This window comes from Acidovorax sp. GW821-FHT10E03 (assembly GCF_059415205.1).
In genome coordinates, this window is record NZ_JBWKMU010000003.1 from 426045 (window position 1) to 441276 (window position 15232).

At 70.2% G+C, this 15232-nt stretch carries 14 protein-coding genes; 8 read left to right on the forward strand and 6 right to left on the reverse strand.

What is annotated here, in order from left to right:
• Positions 1–103 precede the first annotated feature (103 nt).
• From AC07OD_RS07790 to AC07OD_RS07810, 5 genes are all read left to right on the forward strand, one after another.
• Positions 104–1720 carry an AMP-binding protein gene (locus AC07OD_RS07790; protein WP_494595966.1) on the forward strand — a complete coding sequence of 539 codons (1617 nt, stop codon included), beginning with the start codon at positions 104–106 and terminating at the stop codon, positions 1718–1720.
• 132 nt (positions 1721–1852) lie between these two features.
• On the forward strand, positions 1853–3070 hold the full coding sequence (locus AC07OD_RS07795) for an acyl-CoA dehydrogenase family protein (protein ID WP_218294647.1): 1218 nt from the start codon (positions 1853–1855) through the stop codon (positions 3068–3070).
• A gap of 129 nt (positions 3071–3199) precedes the next feature.
• Entirely contained in the window at positions 3200–4192 is a 993-nt protein-coding gene (locus AC07OD_RS07800; protein WP_494595968.1) for a Bug family tripartite tricarboxylate transporter substrate binding protein, read from the forward strand.
• Positions 4193–4500: 308 nt separating this feature from the next.
• Positions 4501–4869, forward strand: coding sequence for a hypothetical protein (locus tag AC07OD_RS07805; RefSeq protein WP_218294645.1), 369 nt, complete (start codon positions 4501–4503; stop codon positions 4867–4869).
• A gap of 184 nt (positions 4870–5053) precedes the next feature.
• Positions 5054–5443, forward strand: a complete 390-nt coding sequence (locus AC07OD_RS07810; RefSeq protein ID WP_494595970.1) for a VOC family protein — start codon at positions 5054–5056, stop codon at positions 5441–5443.
• A 122-nt stretch (positions 5444–5565) separates the two neighbouring features.
• Here the strand turns inward: AC07OD_RS07810 and AC07OD_RS07815 are convergent, their stop codons facing one another.
• From AC07OD_RS07815 to AC07OD_RS07830, 4 genes are all read right to left on the reverse strand, one after another.
• Positions 5566–6735 carry a c-type cytochrome gene (locus tag AC07OD_RS07815; RefSeq protein ID WP_494595972.1) on the reverse strand — a complete coding sequence of 390 codons (1170 nt, stop codon included), beginning with the start codon at positions 6733–6735 and terminating at the stop codon, positions 5566–5568.
• Positions 6736–6744: 9 nt separating this feature from the next.
• Positions 6745–7548, reverse strand: coding sequence for an ABC transporter ATP-binding protein (locus AC07OD_RS07820; RefSeq protein WP_494595974.1), 804 nt, complete (start codon positions 7546–7548; stop codon positions 6745–6747).
• Complete coding sequence (locus tag AC07OD_RS07825) at positions 7542–8627, reverse strand: ABC transporter permease (protein WP_494595976.1); 1086 nt, start codon at positions 8625–8627, stop codon at positions 7542–7544. Before AC07OD_RS07825 ends, AC07OD_RS07820 begins: the two co-directional genes overlap by 7 nt.
• A gap of 192 nt (positions 8628–8819) precedes the next feature.
• On the reverse strand, positions 8820–9848 hold the full coding sequence (locus AC07OD_RS07830; protein ID WP_218341024.1) for an ABC transporter substrate-binding protein: 1029 nt from the start codon (positions 9846–9848) through the stop codon (positions 8820–8822).
• A gap of 161 nt (positions 9849–10009) precedes the next feature.
• Between AC07OD_RS07830 and AC07OD_RS07835 the strand changes: the two genes are divergently transcribed.
• Together AC07OD_RS07835 and AC07OD_RS07840 are read left to right on the forward strand one after the other, a co-directional pair.
• On the forward strand, positions 10010–10675 hold the full coding sequence (locus AC07OD_RS07835; protein ID WP_218341023.1) for a cysteine dioxygenase family protein: 666 nt from the start codon (positions 10010–10012) through the stop codon (positions 10673–10675).
• 31 nt (positions 10676–10706) lie between these two features.
• The gene (locus AC07OD_RS07840) at positions 10707–12308 is read left to right on the forward strand and encodes a rhodanese homology domain-containing protein (RefSeq protein ID WP_494595979.1); all 1602 of its coding nucleotides are present in this window, start codon (positions 10707–10709) and stop codon (positions 12306–12308) included.
• 79 nt (positions 12309–12387) lie between these two features.
• On the opposite strand, the gene AC07OD_RS07845 is transcribed toward AC07OD_RS07840, so the two are convergent.
• Positions 12388–13320 carry an aldose 1-epimerase gene (locus AC07OD_RS07845; protein WP_494595981.1) on the reverse strand — a complete coding sequence of 311 codons (933 nt, stop codon included), beginning with the start codon at positions 13318–13320 and terminating at the stop codon, positions 12388–12390.
• A 22-nt stretch (positions 13321–13342) separates the two neighbouring features.
• Positions 13343–14275, reverse strand: coding sequence for an SMP-30/gluconolactonase/LRE family protein (locus AC07OD_RS07850; protein ID WP_494596053.1), 933 nt, complete (start codon positions 14273–14275; stop codon positions 13343–13345).
• Between the two features lie 131 nt (positions 14276–14406).
• Here AC07OD_RS07850 and AC07OD_RS07855 point away from each other — a divergent pair, with 131 nt between their 5' ends.
• Positions 14407–15204 carry an SDR family NAD(P)-dependent oxidoreductase gene (locus AC07OD_RS07855; RefSeq protein ID WP_492804833.1) on the forward strand — a complete coding sequence of 266 codons (798 nt, stop codon included), beginning with the start codon at positions 14407–14409 and terminating at the stop codon, positions 15202–15204.
• Positions 15205–15232 lie beyond the last annotated feature (28 nt).

Consider the following 15232-nt stretch of genomic DNA (forward strand, 5'->3'; position numbering starts at 1 on the left):
AAGGCCATCAATTCATCTGATACCTCCCCATCAGCAATCGGTATTTCCCTGATACCCCCGTCTTCTGGAACAGTGGCCCCATGCCCCGCGCTCGACGGGGCCGGTGTTTCAGGAGACAGCCATTACCACCCCCTCCCCCCTCCCTCCCCGCGCGGTCGCCAACGTGGGCGCGCTTGTCGCCAGGAGCGCCCGGACGCACGCCCGGCGCGTGGCCGTGAAGAGCCCCGCGCGCAGCGTCACCTATGCCGAGCTGGAGCAGCGCTCCAACCGCCTGGCCAACGCCCTGCTCGGCTTGGGCCTGGCGCGCGGCGACCGCGTGGGCATCTACCTGCCCAACTGCGTGGAAATCGTCGAGATCGAGATCGCCTGCTACAAGGCCGGGCTCGTCAAGGCACCCTTCAACGCCCGTCTGTCGCCCGCCGAAGTGGGCGCCGTGGCGGCCAACTGCGATGCCGCCCTCATCGTCACCACAGCCGAGCGGGCCGAGGCCATCCGCCCGCACGTGGAGCAGGCACTGCAGGGCGGCATGCCTCGCCTGCTGCTGCTCGATGGCGCAGGTGCCGCAAGCTACGAGGCCGCACTGGCGCAGGCCAGCGATGCCTTCGGTCCCGTGCAGGTGCACGAGCACGAGGTGGCCGTGCTGCACTACACCTCGGGCTCGTCGGGCGTGCTCAAGGCGGCCATGCAGACCTTTGGCAACCGGCTGGCGCAGCTGCGCAAGTTCCTCATGCGCTCGGACGGACAGCAGCCCGGGCACATCCTGGGGCTGGTGGGGCCGATCACGCACGCATCGGGCATGCAGATCGTGCCCGCGCTGTGCCAGGGCGTGACCATCCGCCTGTTCAACGGCTTCGAGCCCGCGCGCTTCATCGCCGACATGCGCGCCGACCGCGTGACGCACACCTTCATGGTGCCCACCATGATCAACATGCTGCTGGCCGAGCTGGAGGGCCAGTACCGCCCCCTGCCGGACCTGCTGCGCCTGGGCTATGGCGCCGCCCCCATGGCGCCCGCGCGCATCCTGAAGGCCATGGATGTGTTCGGGCCCATCCTGCAGCAAGGCTATGGCGCAGGCGAGACGACCTCGGGTGTCTGTGGCCTGTCGGTGGAAGACCATCTGTTTGCCCGCGCCGCGCGGCCCGAGCGCCTGGCATCGTGCGGGCGGCCGTTCCTGGAATGCGACGTGCAGATCCTGGGCGACGACGGCCGGCCCGTGGCCACGGGCGAGATCGGCGAGATCGTGGTGCGCGGCGACGACGTCTTCGCGGGCTACTGGCGCGCGCCCGAGCTCACGGCCGAGGTGCTCAAGGACGGTGCGTACCACACGGGCGACCTGGCCCGCATGGACGACGAAGGCTTTGTCTACATCGTGGACCGCAAGAAGGACATGGTGATCAGCGGCGGCTTCAACGTGTACCCCTCCGAGGTGGAAGCCGTGCTGTACCAGCACGACGCGATCGCCGATGCCTGCGTGTTCGCCGTGCCCGACGACAAGTGGGGCGAGGCCGTGGCCGCGCACGTGGTGCTCAAGCCCGGCCACACGGCGGGCGACGAGGTCAGCGCCGCCATCGACGCCTTCTGCGCGCAGCACCTGGGTGGCTTCAAGCGGCCCCGGCGCATCGAGTTCGTGCCCACGCTGCCCAAGAACCCCAACGGCAAGGTCATGCGCCGCGCGGTGCAGGCCCCCTACTGGGAAGGCCGGGGCCGCATGGTGAACTAGAGAGCGGCATCCCCCCGAGGCGCCGCGCGCCCTGGCGCGTCCGCCAGAGGCGGCCCTCGCCCCGCGTCCGCGGCACCGGGCCGCGCCAGTTTCCATATCCAGTCGGCACCACAACCGACAAGGAATCTCGACATGAACAACCACGACATCACCTCCCCCATCCCCGCGCCACTGTTTCCGGGCGTGCCGTTCGAAGGCTCGCCGCAGGCGGCCGAGCTGATCACCCGCATCAACGAGTACCTGCACGGCGAGCTGGCCGCGCTGGCGCGCGAGCATGGCATCGACCACGAGAACAGCCCCGGCAAGGCGCTGCTGCGCCAGGTGTGGAAACGTTCGCACGCGCTGGGCTTCTACGGCATGACGCTGCCTCCGCAGATGGGCGGCCTGGGCCTGTCGGTGCTGGACCATGTGCTCGTGAAGGAAGCGATCTATGCCAGCGGCTCGCCCTTCGCGCCGCATGTGTTCGGCGAGCTGAGCGGCCCGCCGCGCGTGGGCGCGCTGGCGCGCGTCGCCACGCCGTTCCAGCTGCAGAACTTCATCCTGCCCGTGGCGCAGGCCGACATGGCGATCTGCTTTGCGCTGACCGAGGCCGAGGCGGGCTCGGATGCGGGCAACGTGCAGACCCGCGCCGTGAAGGATGGCGACCACTACGTGCTCACCGGCGAGAAGCGCTTCATCTCGGGCTCGCCCTTTGCCGACTATGCGGTGCTGATGGCCTCCACCGCCACCGATCCGGCGCAGCGCGAGGTGTCCGCGTTCTTCGTGGACCTGCATGCGCCCGGCGTGCGCGTGCAGGCGGGCTACAAGACCATGGCGGGCCAGACGAGCACGGGCAACATCGCCCTGGACGGCGCGCGCGTGCCGGCCACCCACCTCATCGGCGAGCCGGGCCGGGGCCTGGCGCTGGCGCTGGGCCGCATCACCGTGAACCGGCTGCTGCACTGCCCCGCCATGCTGGGCCTGGCCCAGGTGGCGCTGCGCGATGCGCGCGACTACGCGCAGCAGCGCCAGCAGTTCGGCCGCGCCATCGGGCAGTTCCAGGCCATTCAGCACATGCTGGCCGACATGGCGACCGACTGGGCCGCCGCGCGCGGGCTGATGCTGGCCACCGCCCGGCAGATCGACGCGGGCGGCGATCCGCGCGCGCAGGCAGCGATGGCCAAGCTGTTCTGCTCGGAAGCGGCGTTCCGCATTGCCGACCGCGCGGTGCAGATCCACGGCGGCGAAGGCATCGTGCAGGGCCGGCGCGTGGAATTCCTGTTCCGCATGCTGCGCATGTACCGGGTGCTCACGGGCACGAGCGAGATCCAGCGCAACACCATCGCCAAGGAATTGCTGGCAGCCCCCTGAGCGGCTGCGCCGCCGCTGCGGCGCGCAGGCCCCGGCCCGGGCCAGGCCAGTTGCTCGGGTCCACCATACCGCCACAACGGTGCCCCAGTGCGCGCGCGCACCCACCCGACAATCACAAGGAGACAAGACATGACAACCCATTCCCCATCCTCCCCGCGCCGCCGCGCCCTGCTGGCCGCCAGCCTGCTGCCGCTGCTGGCGGGCCCGCCCGCCCTGGCCTCCGCCCCCTGGCCCAGCCGCGCCATCAAGTGGGTGGTGCCCTATCTGGCCGGCACGGGGCCCGACACCACGGCCCGCATCGTGGCCGAGGCCGTGTCCAAGGAACTGGGCCAGCCCGTGGTCATCGAGAACCGTGGCGGCGTGGGCGGCAACCTGGGCGCGCGGCAGGTGGCCAAGGCCGCGCCGGACGGCTACACCTGGATCTACTCGGGCTCGCCCATGGCGGCCAGCATGCGCATGTACAAGGCGCCCGGGTATGACGTGCTCAAGGACTTCCGCCACGTGATCGGGCTCACCAGTTCCGACACCACGGTGATCGTGCACGCGAGCTCCGACATCCGCACGCTGGAGCAGCTGCTCACCCGCATGCGCGCCCAGCCGGGCAAGATCGACTACGCGTCGGGCGGCATCGGCACCCCGTCGCACCTGGGGGTGGAGATGCTGCTGAGCGTGGCCCAGGCCGAAGCCACCCACGTGCCCTACAAGGGCGCCTCGGAGATCGTGAATGCCGTGATGGGCCAGCAGGTGACTTTCGGCGCCCCCATCACCTCCGTGGCGTACGCCAACATCCAGGCTGGCAAATTGCGGGCCCTGGCCGTGACCGGCCCCCGGCGCAACCCCAAGCTGCCGGGCGTGCCCACGCTGGCGGAGCTGCAGGTGCCCGGCGTGGAGCTGACGTCGTGGGGCGGTGTCTCGGTGCCCACCGGCACGCCCGACGCCATCGTCGCGCGCGTGCGCGCCGCCCTCGATGCCGCGCTCAGGCAGCCCGCCGTCGTGAGCGCGCTGGAAGAACAGGGCGGCCAGGTCTTCGTGCAGGACAGCGAGGCCTTCACACGCGCTTTCGGCAAGGAAATCGCATTCACGGAAACCATGATGAAGAGGGCGCGGCTGGAGCCGATGTAGCGGCGGCCGGCCGTTTCTCGCCAACGCTTCTCCTTTTATAGCAACTACCGCTGGATGGATGGTCGGCAGCGGCACTTTTCATACCCAAACCCTGGCTGCGGCGCGGCCGCCGTGCGTTCGCACCCTTGCGCCACGGGCCGGCCCCGGGGCCGCCCGCTCCTTGACCACCGTCAAGCAGGCCCGCGCCACGGGCATTTGTCCGACAGGCGGCCGATTCCTTGGATGGCGGGCAGCGCGCCCGCCCCGTCCAAGAATGAATGCAGCGAGTGACATTGCTCGCCTGCCCGCAACACGACAAGGAGAGCCCCATGAACACCCTCTCGAATCCCGTGGCCGAGGAAAAACCCATCGACCCCGACCTGGCCGCACAGGCCGTGCCCGGCCACGGCGTCCCCTCGCAGGACCCCGACCCCGCCGCACAACATACCCTGAGCCCGAGTGAATCCGAGCGCGAGTCCAAATCCGCCCTGATGGGGGGCGGCATGATGGCCGGAGCCGCCGCCGGCGCGGCCGTGGGCGTGGCGGTGGCCGGGCCCGTGGGCGTATTCGTGGGCGGCACGGCAGGCGCCATCGCCGGCGCCCTCGGCGGCGCGGCCGTGGGCCAGGTGGTCGAACCCGAAGCGCCCAAGGAGCCCGCGGACGAAGCCGCCGAGCCGGGATACATAGAGAAGCCCTAGCTTTCTCGCCGCCCGTGGCCCGCCATTCCGTGTACAAAGCCCGCCCCCGCGGGCTTTTGTGCTTCGGGTGGCGCGGTGGCGGCGCGAAGCCGTACCGTGGAGAATCCGGCCCACAGGCCGCCGGAATCCAGGGAGGTTCCGGCCCGGCAGCCCCTCCCCCCACGAAAACCGCGAGGAAGAACCCATGCAAATCACGCTCTCCAGCCTGTTCGTCGAAGACCAGGACCACGCCCTGCACTTCTACACCACGGTCCTTGGCTTCGAGAAGAAGCATGACATTCCCATGGGCACCTTCCGCTGGCTCACCGTGACATCGCCGGAAGGCGCCACGGGCGTCGAGCTGGTGCTGGAGCCCATGGCCTTCGCGCCCGCGCGGGTCTACCAGAAGGCCTTGTTCGAGGCGGGCATTCCGGCCACCGCGTTCATGACCCATGACATCGATGCGGAGTTCCGCAGGCTTTCGGAGCGGGGCGTGGCGTTCCGTGGCACACCCCTGGCCATGGGGCCCATCAAGGCGGTGCTGTTCGAGGACACGTGCGGCAATCTCATCAACCTGGTCCAGCCGGGAGTGTGAGCCACCGAGGCCGGGGCGAAACGCTATCTCATTGATAGCTATCAGCGCTTGTCCAACGGCGCTACAAGCCGTTTTCATTCATTTTCCGGGCCCTGGCCCCACGGCGGCCCAAGGCCCGGTGCTCAGTGGGGAAAGCCTCCTCGCACAAGGCGCACCGGCTCGGCGTCCATGCGGCGTATGAGCGCCTGCAGGCCATCCACCGGCGCCGTGGCGGCCCCGACCGGCGGCGCGGGCGCGGCGGTGGCCCGGCAGACCAGGTCGTCCTCGGACCACGCGGCCTTGCCGGGCTGGCCCCGCGCACGCAGCCAGCCCGCGCGGTCCACGATCAGCTGGTAGCCCGGCAGTTCGGCGGCAGACACGCCCAGCACCAGGGCCAGCGCCTGCTCCACGGCGCTTTTGTGCTGCGGATCGCCCTGCGGCTGGCACTCGGCATCGGCGCCCGCCGGCAAGGCGCCCGCCACCAGGGTGACCAGGCGCGGGTCATCGGCCACCAGCGGCACGCCCGGGCCCGCCACGGCCACACGCACGCGCTGGCCCACCAGGTCCCGGCTCTGGCGGGCCCGGCCATGGCGGCACTCCACGGCCATGCCGGGCAGGCGCACGGGCCGGTCCCAGGTTCCGGCCTCGCGCAGCATCTGCCCTGCGGCATGGGCCTGCAGGTAGTCCAGCACGTCCCAGATCTCTTCGTCGCGCAGCGCGCTGCCCACGCCCGGCATGGTCTGCACGCCGGCGCGGTTGTGCATGCCTTCGCGCACACGCCAGAACAGCTCGCCGTCGAGCCGCTTCCACAGCAGCGCGCCGTTCAGGTTGGGCGGCCACTGGGCCAGCTGCGGGGCATCGGGGCCTTCGCCCCGGCCATCGGCGCCGTGGCAGCGCACGCAGTGCTGCTGGTAGACAGCCTGGCCGCGCACGATGCCCCCGGCAGCGAAACGGGTGGGCGACTGGTGCAGGCTGGTGGGCACGGCGGGCGCGAGCAGCAGGTGCGCCTGGGGCCAGGGGGCAAACACCAGCAATGCGACCGCCAAGGCGATCAGCCACGGGCGCGCGCGCTGGAAGGGCAGCGACACCGCCAGGGCCAGCAGCGCGGCCCCCGCGCACAGCAGGGACAGCAGCACCTGCCGCGCGTGGCCCGCGTCCACCGCCAGCATCTCGGCCGCGATGCGGTGCCCCCACGGCCATGCGGGCTGGCCATGGACTTCCGGCGCCAGGCCCAGCGCATGCAGCACCGCGCGCAGGCCCTGCTGCGCGGCGAGCAGGCCTTCGAGCAGGCCGTTCAGCAGATCCGGCGACAACCCGCTGGCCTACCAGCTCGCACCCAGGCCCAGCAACGCCAGGGCCTCGTGGCGCAGGGCCGCAAGGCGCGGGTCGCCGCGGTGGCGCGGGTAGGGCAAATCGTTCACCAGCACCTGCTGGATGCGCGCGGGCCGGTCGGAGAACACCACCACGCGCTGGGCCATGAAGAGCGCCTCTTCCACATCGTGCGTGACCAGCAGGGCCGAGAAACCCGTGCGCTGCCACAGGTCCACGAGCTCGGTCTGCATGGTCAGGCGCGTGAGCGAGTCGAGCTTGCCCAGCGGCTCGTCGAGCACCAGGAGGCTCGGGTCGTTGACCAACGCACGGGCCAATGCCACGCGCTGCGCCATGCCGCCCGACAGCTGGTGCGGGAAGGCCTTGGCAAAGTCCTGCAGGCCGACCAGGCGCAGCGCTTCGTCCACCCGGTGGCGCTGCTGGCGCAGGATGCCGCGCGCCTGCAGGCCCAGGGCCACGTTGTCCCACACGGTGCGCCAGGGAAACAGCGTGGGGTCCTGGAAGACCACGATGCGCGACGGGTCGGGCTGGGTGATGGGCTGGCCGTCCTGCAGCAGCTCGCCCGTGGTCGCGGGCTCCAGCCCCGCCACCAGGCGCAGCAAGGTGCTCTTGCCGCAGCCGCTGGGCCCGAGCAGGGCCACGAACTCGCCGGTGGCGATGGACAGGTCCAGCTCGTCGATCACGTGCAGCGGGCCGGCGGGCAGGTCGAACCAGTGGCTGACATTGCGCACGTCGATGCGTGCGCCGGTGACCTTGGCTCCCACACCCGCTTCAGAGGCGGTCGCGGTGCTCACCATTTCACCACCCCCTTCTGCCACGACAGCACCCGGTCGCGCAGCACGAACAGCAAGGTGATCACGCCCGAGAACAGCAGCGCCATCACGATCAGCGCGGCGTACATGTTGGGGTACGCCGCCCAGCCCTGGGCCCAGGTCAGGTACCAGCCCAGGCCCGCCTTCACGCCCAGCATCTCGGCCACCACGAGGGTGGAGAACGCCGCGCCCAGGCCCATGAACAGGCCCACGAAGACCTGCGGCAGCGCCGCCGGGATGGCCACGCGCAGCACCAGGAACCAGGGGGACGCGCCCATGGTGCGCGCCACGTCGTAGTAGTTCTTGTGCACGCCCGCCACGCCCGACCAGGTGAGGATGGCGACCGGGAAGGCCGTGCCCAGCGCGATCAGGAAGATGGCCGTGGACCAGCTCGACGGAAAGAAATAAAAGCTCACCGGCAGCAGCGCCGTGGTGGGCACGGGACCCAGGATGCGCAGCACCGGGTGGATCCAGTAGCTGGCCTGGCGCGACCAGCCGATGAGCACGCCCGTGGTGAAACCCGCCGCCGCGCCGATGGCGATGCCCAGCCCCAGCAGGCGGACCGATGCGCCCGCGCTTTCCAGCAGGCGCGCCCAGTCGGTGGCGTAGACCTCCACCAGGCTTTGCGGCGGTGCGAAGAACGGGGGCGGCAAGGTGCCCAGCTTGGCGGTGAACACCTCCCACACCGTGAGGCCGGCGGCGATGGCCACCAGCCAGGGGCCGGCCCGCCGCACCTTGTGGCCCACGGGCCCCAGCGCGCCCGCAACGAACGCCAGCACCGCCAGAAGCACTGCCACGGCACCGGCACCGATGGCGAATTCTTCGGTGAATGCCCACTCGCTGAAGCCTGCCGGCTTGTTGGGCCACAGGTAGGTCAGCAGGCCCAGCGCCGCCCAGGCGGCGGCGGCCAACAGGCCCGTCCGCCAGAAGGCGGGAATGGGCCGGGCCGCGCCGAATGCGGCGGGCGCGGCCACCTTCGCGGGAGGCGCCGCGGGGCGTCGCGCCCGGGGCGCCTCGGCCACGGAATTGGGCGCTGGCAGGATATGGTCGGCAACGGTGCTCATGGCAAACTCCGGTGAATGTCAGTTCGTGTGGCGATGCGCATCGCCCACAACCCGTGAAACTGGCGCGCCCACAGCCAGTGCGCCCGCGCTAGGGCCGCCCCGCAGCGCCGAGCTGGGGGCGTCCTCCTCCCGCATTGCGCGGCAATGCGAGAGAGGGGTGAAGGCGCGAAGCGACTCAGGGAATGCGCCACTTCAGGCCAGCACGTCGGCATGCACATGGGCGGCGAAACGTGCGGGATCGGTGGAGGGCTTGAGCACCCCCACCAGCTTGAAGTCGCGCGCATAGAACTCGATCTCCTGGCGCAGCGCCGTGCCCACGGGGTGGCTGCGGTGCGTGAGCGTGCCCAGCACGGCGCGCAGGTCGTCCTGCGGCACCTTGGAGTAAGGGCTGAAGATGCGCGCCGTCTCGTTCGGGTTGTCGGCCACGAAGTCCGAGGCCTCGATGATGGCGCGCGTGAGGGCCGCGGCCGTGCCCTTGTCGTTGCGTACCAGGGCGCCGCTCACGCCGAGCACGCAGCAGGTCTTGGCCGCGTACTCGCCCGAGAGGTTGGAGGCCAGGTCCACCAGGCCCCTGGTGCGGCGCTGGATCAGCAGCAGGTTGGGGTCGCCGTCGGCAATGGCCTGGGCCTCGCCCTTTTCCACGGCCAGGCCCAGCATGTCGCCGGGGAACTGGCGCCATGTCACGTCCTTTTCGGGGTTCAGGCCGGCCTTGGTGAGCAGCACCGAGAAGAAGTTCTTGCCCGGGCTGTTGAGGTCCGACACGGCAATGGTCTTGCCCTTGAGCTTTTGCAGGCTGGTCACGCCCGCCGCTTCGTAGCCCACCAGGCGCGAGCAGCCGCCGTGCGAGCTGCCCACCAGCTTCACGTCGAAGCCCGACTCCAGCGGCTTGATCCAGCGGTGCACCATGCCCAGGCCGGCGTCGGCCTTGGAGGTGGCGATGGTCTCCAGCAGCTGGTCGGTGGAACCGGCGAAGTTGACCAGCTCGACCTTGAGGCCGTGCTTTTCGAAGATGCCACGCTCGATCGCCACCGGGGCGGCCGACAGGCAGATGGCATTGGCGTTCCACGCCAGCTTCACCTCGCGCAGCTTGCCGGCGGCCAGCACGTGGCTGCCCACCACGCCCGAGGCGCCCACCACCGTGGCCGCGCCCGTGGCCCGCAGCAACTGCCGGCGCGACCAGCGCGCTTCTCCCCCACCCAGAATCTGACCCTTGTTGTTCATGCCCTGCACCTTTTGTGTGAAAAAGACAAAATGGCCGCGCATCCGCAGCCCGCTGACCGCATTGCATGCGAACGGGCACCAAAAGAGAACGAAGAAAAACGGAGATGCATATGCAAAAGATTCCACACACCCCCGCGCCGGACACTGGTGCAATACAGCGCATGAATGCCCTCGCCTCCACGGTCCTGCCGCAGCCCGCCTCGCACGCGACACCAACGTCCACAGCGCCCGACACCGCCCGCCTGCGCCACTTCGTGCAGCAACTGGCCGCGCTGGTGGAAAGTACGCCGCCGGAGCCAGAATTGCTGGCGCGCGGCGGCGCCCTGCTGGGCGCCCTGGTGGCCCACGACGACTGGCTGCCGGCCGCGTTTGCGCAGCCGAACCCCGACCGCTACCAGCAGTACCTGCTGCATGCCGATGCGCTGGGCCGCTTCTCGGTGGTGAGCTTTGTGTGGGGCCCGGGCCAGGCCACGCCCATCCACGACCACACGGTGTGGGGCCTGATCGGCATGCTGCGCGGCGCCGAAGATTCGCAGGCATTCGCCCGCACCGCCGATGGGCGCTGGGCGCCAGAGGGCGCACCGCACCGGCTGCGGCCCGGCGATGTCGATGCCGTGTCGCCCACCATCGGCGACGTGCACCGGGTGAACAATGCGTGGGAGGGCCAGACCTCCATCAGCATCCACGTGTATGGCGCCAACATCGGCGCCGTGCAGCGCAGCGTGTACCTGGAAGACGGCACGGCCAAGCCGTTCATCTCGGGCTACAGCAATGCGACGCTTCCGAACATCTGGGACCTGTCCCGCAACCCGGCGCCCTCGGCCTGAACCTGTTTTCGAAGACCCGTACGATTTCCCCATGACTGCTTCCACCATTCCAGAGACTTCCGTCCTCCAGGTCCGCGAGGCCCTGCTCGCCCGCGAGGAAATCGCCCTGCTCGACGTGCGCGAGGAAGACCCCTATGCCCAGGGCCACCCGCTGTTCGCCGCCAACCTGCCGGCCAGCAAGATCGAGCTGGAGGCCTTCGCGCGCATTCCCCGCCGCGACACCCTCATCGTGGTCTACGACGATGGCGAGGGCCTGGCCGAACCCGCGGCACGCACGCTCCAGCAGCTGGGCTACACCCGTGTGACCCTGCTGGCGCGCGGCCTGCAGGGCTGGCGCGATGCCGGGGGCGAGCTGTTCATCGACGTGAACGTGCCCAGCAAGTCCTTCGGCGAGCTGGTGGAGGCCGAGCGCCACACGCCCTCGCTGGCGGCTGAAGAAGTGCAGGCGCTCATCGACGCCCGGGCCGACGTGGTGGTACTGGACGCGCGCCGCTACGACGAGTACCACACCATGAACATCCCCACCGGCGTGAGCGTGCCCGGCGCCGAGCTGGTGCTGCGCGCGCAGGCGCTCGCGCCCAACCCGGCCACGCAGATCATCGTGAACTGCGCGGGCCGCACGCGCAGCATCATCGGCACGCAGTCGCTGGTCAACGCGGGCATCCCCAACCCCGTGGCCGCGCTGCGCAACGGCACCATCGGCTGGCTGCTGGCCGGGCAGACGCTGGAACGCGGCGCCAGCCGACGCTTCGACCCCGCCGTGCACATCGACCGCAATCAGGCACCGCAACAGGCGCGCAACGTGGCCGACCGGGCCCGCGTGCAGCGCGCCCAGGCCGGAGACCTGGCCCGCTTCGCGGCCGAGGCCGGCCGCACCACCTACCTGCTGGACGTGCGCACGCCCGAGGAGTTCGCGGCCGGCCACCTGCCCGGCTTTCGCAACACCCCCGGCGGCCAGCTGGTGCAGGAGACCGACCACACGGCCGCCGTGCGCGGCGCGCGCCTGGTGCTGGTGGACGACGATGGCGTGCGCGCCAACATGAGTGCATCGTGGCTGGCCCAGATGGGCTGGGAGGTGTGGGTGCTCGACGGCGCACAGCCGGCGGATTTCAGCGAGACCGGCGCCGTGGCCAACACCGTGCCCGAACCCGAAGGCCCCATCGCCTGGGCCACCCCCGCCCAGCTGGCGGCCTGGCTGCAAGACGGCGGCGCCGACCACACGGCCGTGCTGGACCTGACCACCAGCGCCAACTACACGCTGCGCCACATCCCCGGCGCGTGGTTCGTGATCCGCTCACAGCTCGCGCAGGCCGTGCAGTCCATCCCGCGCGCGCAGCGCTATGTGCTCACCTGCGGCAGCAGCCTGCTGGCCCGCTATGCCGCGCAGGACCTGGCCCGCCTCACGGGCGCCCCGGTGCATGTGCTCGAAGGCGGCACCCTGGCCTGGATCGCGGCCGGCCTGCCGCTGGAACATGGCGAGACACGCCTGGCCTCGCCCCGCATCGACCGCTACCGCCGCCCCTATGAAGGCACCGAGAGCCCGCGCGAAGCCATGCAGGCCTACCTGGACTGGGAGTTCGGCCTGGTGGAGCAGCTGGGGCGCGATGGCACGCACGGCTTCAAGGTGCTGTGACCAGGCCACCAGGTGCTCCACATTTCATAGCTGCCAGCGCTTTCTCCAAAAGCGCTGGAGCCATTTTTCATGTTGATTCTCAGCCATCCAGGCGGCCGTGGCGCCACTGCACGTTCAGCGCCAGCGTCTGCCCCTGTGCCAGCGTGCGCAGGCCGGGCTGCCCAGGCTGGTGAAAGGCGTCAATGGGCTGGGTGATGGGCTCGAAGCAGAACGCGGGCCCCTGCGGCGGGCGGTAGATGAGGCAGAAGTGCCCCGCCGCGCCGCCATCCTGCGCGAAGTCGGGCATGTGCGCGGTGAGCTGCAGCCCCCGCTCCGGCCATTCGATGCGCGCCGTGCCGCCCCAGCCGGTGTAGGCGTTGTCGATCAGGCTGCCGTGGGCGGAGATGCCTTCATTCAGGTTCCAGCCTGGCGGGAACCGGGCCGTCAGCTCCGTGGGCAGCGGGTCGGCCCCGCTGAGCCAGACGGCCCCCACCGGCGCGCTGATGCGCGTGCCCGGCGTGCGCGGAAACCAGGGGTGCAGCCCCAGGCCATAGGGCAGCGGCTGGGCACCACGGTGCTGCACCAGCACGCCCTGGTCCAGGCCGCCCTCCACGAGGCGAAAGGTCTGCACGCACTCATAGTCGTACGGGTTGCCGTCAAAGCCTTGCGAGCGCAGCGTCATCTGCAGCGTGTCGGGCGCGGGCTGGGTCATCTCCCAGGGCTGCAGCCAGCCATCGCCGTGGATGGGGTACGGCTCGCCAGCGCGGTTGGGCCGCACGGGATGGAACTGCCCGGCGTGCGTGAAGCCGCCGCCGCTGATGCGGTTGGACCAGGGCACCATGGCGAAGGAGGCCATCTTGTACAGATCGGGCGTGGCCCCGTCCCAGGGGCGCCAGAGGTCAATCCGGCCGCCGGGCTGCCGGGGGTCGTCGATCTGCCAGGCGGCCACGCTGCCGCCCAGCGAGGGGACCAGCCCCAGGTGCTGGCCCGCGTGGCTCAACCAGGTGATGGGGTGGGTGGTGGAATCGTTCATGCACGTGCTTTCATGAAGGAGGTCAGCCACCGAACAGATGGGCGGGCACGCCGGGGCTGTCGATCTCGATGGCAAACACGCTGCCGGCCAGCGGCTGTGCAGCGAGCTGCTCGGGCGTGAGGCCGACCCGCGCGGTGGTGATGAACAGCGTGCGCAGGTCCGCGCCCCCAAAGGCGCAGGTGGTGACCTGGCTCGCGGGCAGCACCACACGGCCCAGTTCCTCGGCCGTCTCGGGGTCGTGGCAGGTCACGCAGTGGCCGCCCCAGTGGGCGATCCAGAGGCGGCCCAGGGCGTCGGTGGTCATGCCGTCGGGCAGGCCATCCTCGGCACTGAATCGTTTCCACACCTGCTTGTGCGACACGGTGCCGGCGGCGGCATCAAAATCGTAGCGCCAGGTGATGGAGCTGAGCGTATCGTTGAAGTACAGGCACTGGCGGCCCTCCACCAGGGCCCAGGTGGGCCCGTTAGTCACGACAAAGCCCTCGTCATGGCGCGCGCAGCGGCCGTCGGGGTCGTAGCGGTAGAGCGCGCCGGTGGGCAGCTGGCAGTCGAAGTCCATGCTGCCGCCCCAGAAGCGGCCCTGCGCGTCGCACTTGCCGTCATTGAAGCGGTTGCCCGGCAGCTCGGCCGCGGGCTGGTGCAGGTAGTGCGGGGCGCTGTCGGTGGTCGGGTCGAACAGCGCGAAGCCGCGCCGCAGGGTGATGATGAGGCCGGGCGCGTCCCGGCGCTCGGCCAGGGCCGAGATCTCTTCGTCGAAGCGCCACTGCCTCTGCACGCCCGTGGCCGGGTCCAGCCGGTACAGGCGGCAGCCCAGGATGTCCAGCCAATACACCACCTGCTCCCGCACGGACCATACAAGCCCCTCCCCCAGCTGCGCATCGGCTTGGACCACGCAGCGCAGGGGCCCCGTGAGGGTGGGGACGGGAAATCGCGACGGCGCAGCGGCCGCTGCCATGGGATTCTGGTTGCTCAAAGCTTGTCTCCTGTTTGTTGTTTACCTGCCTGCCTCTTGACGCCGGGCATCTTATCAACGTCAATTGATGCATGGAATGATTATTTTTGGAATTTTTCGATATACAAATTGCAATGACAACTGATATCCATACCCCCTCCCAGCCCGCCACACTCGCCCAATTTCCCAGCCTGCAAGGCCGATCGGTCTTCGTCACGGGCGGGGGCAGCGGCATCGGCGCGGCCATCGTCGCGGCGTTCGCCGAACAGGGTGCGCGCGTGGCCTTCGTGGACGTGGCGCGCGAAGCCAGCGAAGCCCTGGCGCAGCAGATCGCCGACGCAGGCCACGCGCGCCCCTGGTGGCAGGTATGCGACGTGCGCGACATCGCCGCGCTGCAGGCGGCCATTGCCCAGGCCGCTGCCACCCTGAGCGACTTCTCGGTGCTGGTGAACAACGTGGCCAGCGACGACCGCCATACGCTGGAATCGGTCACGCCTGACTACTACGACGAGCGCATGGCCATCAACGAGCGCCCGGCCTTCTTCGCCATCCAGGCCGTGGTGCCCGGCATGCGCCGCCTGGGCGCGGGCTCGGTGGTCAACCTGGGCTCCACGGGCTGGCAGGGCAAGGGCGCAGGCTACCCCTGCTATGCCATTGCCAAGTCGTCGGTGAACGGGCTCACGCGGGGCCTGGCGCGCACGCTGGGCCAGGACCGCATCCGCATCAACACCGTGTCGCCCGGCTGGGTGATGACCGAGCGCCAGATCAAGCTCTGGCTCGACGCCGAGGGCGAGAAGGAACTGGCGCGCAACCAGTGCCTGCCCGACAAGCTGCGCCCGCACGACATCGCGCGCATGGTGCTGTTCCTGGCGTCCGACGATGCCGCGATGTGCACCGCGCAGGAATTCAAGGTCGACGCCGGCTGGGTTTGATTCGGACCATCCCCCTGAGTCGCTTCGC